The sequence below is a fragment of the Streptomyces sp. NPDC005492 genome, from assembly GCF_040605995.1.
In the GTDB taxonomy this organism is placed as follows: domain Bacteria; phylum Actinomycetota; class Actinomycetes; order Streptomycetales; family Streptomycetaceae; genus Streptomyces.
In genome coordinates, this window is the sequence record NZ_JBEXDX010000015.1 from 178,794 (window position 1) to 183,103 (window position 4,310).

Annotated in this window: 4 protein-coding genes; 2 read left to right on the forward strand and 2 right to left on the reverse strand. The window is 70.0% G+C overall.

Translation table 11 applies throughout. The features are described from left to right. Positions 1-51: 51 nt before the first annotated feature. Together glgX and ABZT04_RS22100 are read right to left on the reverse strand one after the other, a co-directional pair. On the reverse strand, positions 52-2,187 hold the full coding sequence (gene glgX, locus ABZT04_RS22095; protein ID WP_356058551.1) for a glycogen debranching protein GlgX: 2,136 nt from the start codon (positions 2,185-2,187) through the stop codon (positions 52-54). Then, on the reverse strand, positions 2,184-2,687 hold the full coding sequence (locus ABZT04_RS22100; protein WP_356058552.1) for a pep a2: 504 nt from the start codon (positions 2,685-2,687) through the stop codon (positions 2,184-2,186). Before ABZT04_RS22100 ends, glgX begins: the two co-directional genes overlap by 4 nt. Before the next feature lie 297 nt (positions 2,688-2,984). On the opposite strand from ABZT04_RS22100, the gene ABZT04_RS22105 reads away from it, so the two are divergent. Both ABZT04_RS22105 and ABZT04_RS22110 read left to right on the forward strand, forming a co-directional pair. After that, positions 2,985-3,287 carry a DUF5133 domain-containing protein gene (locus tag ABZT04_RS22105; protein WP_356058554.1) on the forward strand — a complete coding sequence of 101 codons (303 nt, stop codon included), beginning with the start codon at positions 2,985-2,987 and terminating at the stop codon, positions 3,285-3,287. 72 nt (positions 3,288-3,359) lie between these two features. Then, the coding region (locus ABZT04_RS22110) for a maltotransferase domain-containing protein (RefSeq protein ID WP_356058556.1) at positions 3,360-4,310 on the forward strand (951 nt) is incomplete at its 3' end.

The following is a 4,310-nucleotide window of genomic DNA, read 5'->3' on the forward strand; positions in this document are numbered from 1 at the left end:
CAGCCCGGTGCTGGCTTCGCCGCACCGGATGCCGCGGAGCCGGCCTGGCTCTCAGCGTCGGGCGGGGCGTGACAGGAGGACGAGGCTGCGGGGCTCGACCAGTAGGTCCGTGTTCGCCTTGTGTTCGGTCTCGTCGGGGGTGCCCTCCGGGTCGGCGGTGTCGATCAGGGTTGTCCAGCGTTCGCCGTAGGTGGCGTCGGGGAGGCGGAAGTCGACGGGCTCCCAGTAGCTGTTGAGGAGGAGCAGGAAGGAGTCGTCCACGACGGGTCCGCCGTGCGGGTCGCGCTCGGCGATGGCGTCGCCGTTGAGGAAGACCCCCACGCTGTGCGCGTCGGAGCGCTGCCAGTCGCGGTCGGTCATCTCCTGGGCGTCGGGCAGCAGCCAGACCAGGTCGGGCAGCGGCTGTCCGGCGTGCGTGGCGGTCTCGCCGCGGAAGAAACGGCGCCGGCGCAGCACGGGATGCGCGGCACGCAGCCCGATCACGTAACGGGTGAACGCTGCGAGTTGACGCTGCTCCTCGCTCAACTCCCAGTCGATCCAGGAGACTTCGTTGTCCTGGCAGTAGGCGTTGTTGTTGCCGCCCTGGGTGCGACCCAGTTCGTCGCCGTGGCTCAGCATCGGGATGCCCTGCGAAAGGAGCAGTGTGGCAAGGAAGTTGCGCTGCTGGCGGGCGCGCAGCTCCAGCACGGCGGGGTCCTCGGTCCTGCCCTCCGCGCCGCAGTTCCAGGACCGGTTGTCGCTCTCGCCGTCCCGATTGCCCTCCCCGTTGGCCTCGTTGTGCTTGTCGTTGTACGAGACCAGGTCGCACAGCGTGAAACCGTCGTGCGCGGTGACGAAGTTGACGCTCGCGCGGGGGCGGCGACGGCTGTGCTGGTACAGGTCGGAGGAACCGGTGAGCCGGGACGCGAACTCGCCGAGCGTGTGCTCGCCGCCGCGCCAGAAGTCCCGTACGGCGTCCCGGTATCTGCCGTTCCACTCCGACCACAGCGGCGGGAAGTTGCCCACCTGGTAGCCACCCTCGCCCACGTCCCAGGGCTCGGCGATGAGCTTGACGCGGCTGATCACCGGGTCCTGCTGGATCAGGTCGAAGAACGCGGAGAGCCGGTCGACCTCGTGGAACTGCCGGGCCAGGGTGGCCGCGAGGTCGAAGCGGAAGCCGTCGACATGCATCTCGGTGACCCAGTGGCGCAGCGAGTCCATGATGAGCTGGAGGACATAGGGGTGCCGCATCAGCAGGCTGTTCCCGGTCCCCGTCGTGTCGTAGTAGTGGCCCCAGTCACCGTCCACCAGACGGTAGTAGGAGGAGTTGTCAATGCCCCGGAAGGACAGCGTGGGGCCCTTCTCGTTGCCCTCGGCGGTGTGGTTGTAGACGACGTCGAGGATGACTTCGAGGCCGGCGGCGTGCAGCGCCTTCACCATGGACTTGAACTCGGTGACCTGCTGCCCGCGTTCGCGGTGCGCGGCGTAGGCGTTGTGGGGCGCGAAGTACCCGATCGTGTTGTAGCCCCAGTAGTTGGACAGCCCCCGGTCCTGGAGCACCCCGTCCTGCACGAACTGGTGCACCGGCATCAGTTCGACGGCGGTGACCCCGAGCGAGACCAGGTGGTCGATCACCGCGGGGTGCGCGAGTCCCGCGTACGTACCGCGGAGTTCCTCGGGCACGTCCGGGTGGGTGCGGGTCAGGCCCTTCACATGGGCCTCGTAGATCACCGTGTCGGCGTACGGGCGCCGGGGCGGTCGGTCCTCGCCCCAGTCGAAGGCCGGGTCGGTGACCACGCCGAGCATGCCGTGCCCGGCGCTGTCGCCGGGGGTGGGACCGGCCGAACGCTCGTACAGCGAGGGGTGGTTGTCGATCTGTCCGTCCACCGCCCCGGCGTACGGGTCGAGGAGAAGCTTCGCCGGGTTGCAACGGTGTCCGGCACTCGGATGCCACGGGCCGTGCACCCGGTAGCCGTAACGCTGCCCCGGCCCGATTCCCGGCAGATAGCAGTGCCATACGAAGCCGTCGGCCTCGGTCAGCCGAATGTTCCGGTGGCTGCCGTCGTCCTCGACGAGGACGAGGTCGACGCGCTCGGCGACCTCGCTGAACAGGGCGAAGTTGGTGCCCTGCCCGTCGTAGGAGGCACCCAATGGACTGGGGTGCCCGCTCCAGACGGGCACCCCTTTCCGGGACGGTCGCGCGGTCACCGGGCCTCCTCCAGGACACCGTGCGTCGCGCGGGCCGGCAGGTCGACCGGTACCTCGCGGGGAAGCTGGAGCATCTCCCGGATGCGGGGCGCGGGAGTCGTGGGGACACGCGGGACGCGTTCACCGCTGCGGGCGCGCTGCGAGAACCAGATGACCTTGCTTCCGGTGTCGGTGGCGCAGCATCCCCAGCCGTCGCTCATCGCGGCGATCCGGGCGAGGCAGGCACGCAGGTCGAGGTCCGGGCGCAGATCGCGGTCGTCGCCGCCGATGGCGGTGATCAGGTGCTGACCGTTCCACCACAGCTCGATGGACGTCTGCTTGTCCGTCGCGTGCTCGTCGATGGCCCGCAGCAGCAGCTCAGCGCCGCGGCAGACGGGATCCACGAGGATCTCCAGGTCCCAGAGCCGGAGATGGGCGGCCAGGATGCGCCTGACCTGCCCGACCCGTTCCGGGCTGACTTCCACGTCGAGGTGGTAGTAGCAGGGCACTGCGGTCTTCATCGTCGTTGCTCCCTACCGGCGAAGCTCGCGCTTCCCCTCGCCCTGCGGGGCCGGGGCCCCGAACACGAAGCGTGAGCACTGATCGCTTCCGAGTCACCTCCACAGTGCGAGCGCTAGGCCATTCGTGCAACCCGAGCGACGCGTGAGGTAGTTGAAGAACCAACAAGACGCTTGGTCATCATATGTGCACCATGAGTGAAAGCCTCGACTGCCGTGCCGGAGCCATGCCGCTCCGTGCACGGCCGCCACCCGATGGTCGGGAAGCGCGGTCCGCCGAGGCGGAAGGTGAACAGCGCCATGCTGCTACCCGCCAAATCAGAAGTAGCCCGCCACCTGCGGCGCTACCGGGTGTGGGAACGCGTGATGCTCGCGTCGCCGGGCGACCGGACCGCGCGGGCCACCTTCGAGGACTCGGGCTACACCTTGTGCGTGCTGATGGGAAAACGCTGCGCGCGCGAGGCCGCGGACGCCGCCGAGCGCTATCTGCGCAGCTCCGTGGGCACGTACCTCCAGGAGCAGAACGGACGCCCTCTGACGACGGCCGTCGCACACCGCGCGCCGCCCGTCGCCGTCGACCGGCGGTCCCCGGCGGGAAGGTAGTCCCCCTTCCGGCGCAGCTTGGATCCCCGGCCGGGCAACAGCCCGGCCACGAGCACGGCGGAGGTGAGACCCATGAACACGACCCCGGCAGTCATCGGCCGCATTCCGGTACGTGACGTACGCCCGGCCGTGGAGGGCGGCACACGCCCGGCGAAGGCGGTGGTGGGCGAGACGTTCCAGGTCACCGCCACCGTGTTCCGCGAAGGCCACGACACGATCGGCGCCAACGTCGTTCTCCGGGACCCGGACGGCCGTCCCGGTCCATGGACCCCGATGCGGGAGCTCGCCCCCGGCAGCGACCGCTGGGGCGCCGAGGTCACCCCGGACGCGACGGGCCGTTGGTCGTACGTCGTGGAGGCCTGGGGCGACCCCGTCGCCACCTGGCGCCGGGCCGCCCGCATCAAGATCCCGGCCGGCATCGACATCGGCCTGATGCTGGAAGAGGGCGCGGAGCTGCACGAGCGAGCCGCAGCCGGCGTACCCGAGGGACCGGCACGTGCCACGGTGCTGGCCGCCGCGGAGACGTTGCGCGACGACTCGCTGCCGGTGGGGACGCGGTTCGTCGCCGCGTTGACACCGGAGGTGGACCGGACCCTGGCCCGGCATCCGCTGCGGGAGTTGGTGACGGTCTCCGGCCCTCGTGTGGTGCAGGTGGAGCGGAAGCGGGCCCTGTACGGCGCCTGGTACGAGTTCTTCCCGCGCTCCGAAGGCACCTCAGAGACCCCGCACGGCACCTTCCGTACGGCAGCTCGGCGACTGGACGGCATCGCCGCGATGGGTTTCGACGTGGTGTACCTGCCGCCGATCCATCCGATCGGGACGACGTTCCGCAAGGGGCCGAACAACACGCTGTCCGCGGGACCCGAGGACGTCGGTGTGCCGTGGGCGATCGGGTCCCCGGAGGGCGGTCACGACGCGATCGACCCCCGGCTGGGCACGCTGGAGGACTTCGACGCGTTCGTCGCCCGCGCCCGTGAGCTGGGGATGGAGATCGCGCTGGACTTCGCGCTCCAGTGCTCCCCG